At 71.5% G+C, this 971-nt stretch carries 1 protein-coding gene; it reads left to right on the top strand.

Going from position 1 to position 971, the window contains the following annotated elements:
* On the top strand, positions 1 to 971 hold a 971-nt coding region (locus Q0L11_RS21065), incomplete at both ends, for a molybdopterin cofactor-binding domain-containing protein (RefSeq protein WP_296599878.1).

The raw sequence follows: 971 nt of genomic DNA, 5'->3' as shown, positions 1-971 counted from the left end.
GATGGTCACCGGCGGCTCCTGGTCGGTCTGGCAGAGCTATCCGCTCTACAGCCAGGCCGGGGCGGCGGGCCGGATCGCCATGATCGAGGCGGGCGCCAAGCTGATGGGCGCGACGCCCGCCGACTGCGTGGCCCGCGGCGGCGCGGTGGTGGCCGGCAAGCGCTCGATCTCGTACGGCGAGATCGTCGCCAAGGGCGACCTCGGGCGCAAGTTCACCGCCGAGGAGCTGGCGAAGCTGCCGGTCAAGGCGGCGGCCGACCACAAGATCGTCGGCAAGCCGGGCCAGGCCTGGGACATCCCCGCCAAGACCAACGGCCAGGCCAGGTACGGCCTCGACGCCAAGACGCCCGGGATGGTCTACGCCCGGCCCAGGCTGCCGCCCACCCGCTACGGCTCGGTGGTCAAGGCCATCGACGAGACCGAGGCGAAGAAGGTCCCGGGCTACATCCGCGCCATCGCGCTGGACGACCCGTCGGGCACGGCGCCCGGCTGGGTCATGGTCTATGCCGACAGCTTCATCGCCGCCGACCGCGCCGCCGAGGCGCTGAAGGTCACCTGGACGCCGGGCGAAACGGCCAAGGTGTCCGAGGCCGATCTGCAGGCCCGCGCCAAAGCCCTGATCGCGGACAAGACCACCGGCGCGCAGGTGGTGGAGGATCCGGGCGTCGACGCGGCGTTCGCCGGCGCCAAGTCGACGCTGGAACGCACCTACACCACCGCCACCGCGCTCCACTTCCAGATGGAGCCCGTCAACGCCCTGGCCTTCGAGAAGGACGGGGTGTTCGAGATCCACACGGGCAACCAGTGGCAGTCGCTGGTCCTGCCGTGGCTCGCCAAGGCGCTGGGCCGCAAGGAAGAGAGCATCGTCCTGCGCACCTACATGCTGGGCGGCGGGTTCGGCCGGCGGCTGAACGGCGACTATGCCGTGCCGGCGGCGCTGGCCTCCAAGGCCATCGGCGGCAAGCCGGTGA

It is taken from the genome of Phenylobacterium sp. (assembly GCF_024508875.1).
GTDB lineage: Bacteria > Pseudomonadota > Alphaproteobacteria > Caulobacterales > Caulobacteraceae > Phenylobacterium.
Note: the sequence above shows the minus strand (reverse complement) of the source record. Positions and strands in the feature narration are given on the sequence as shown.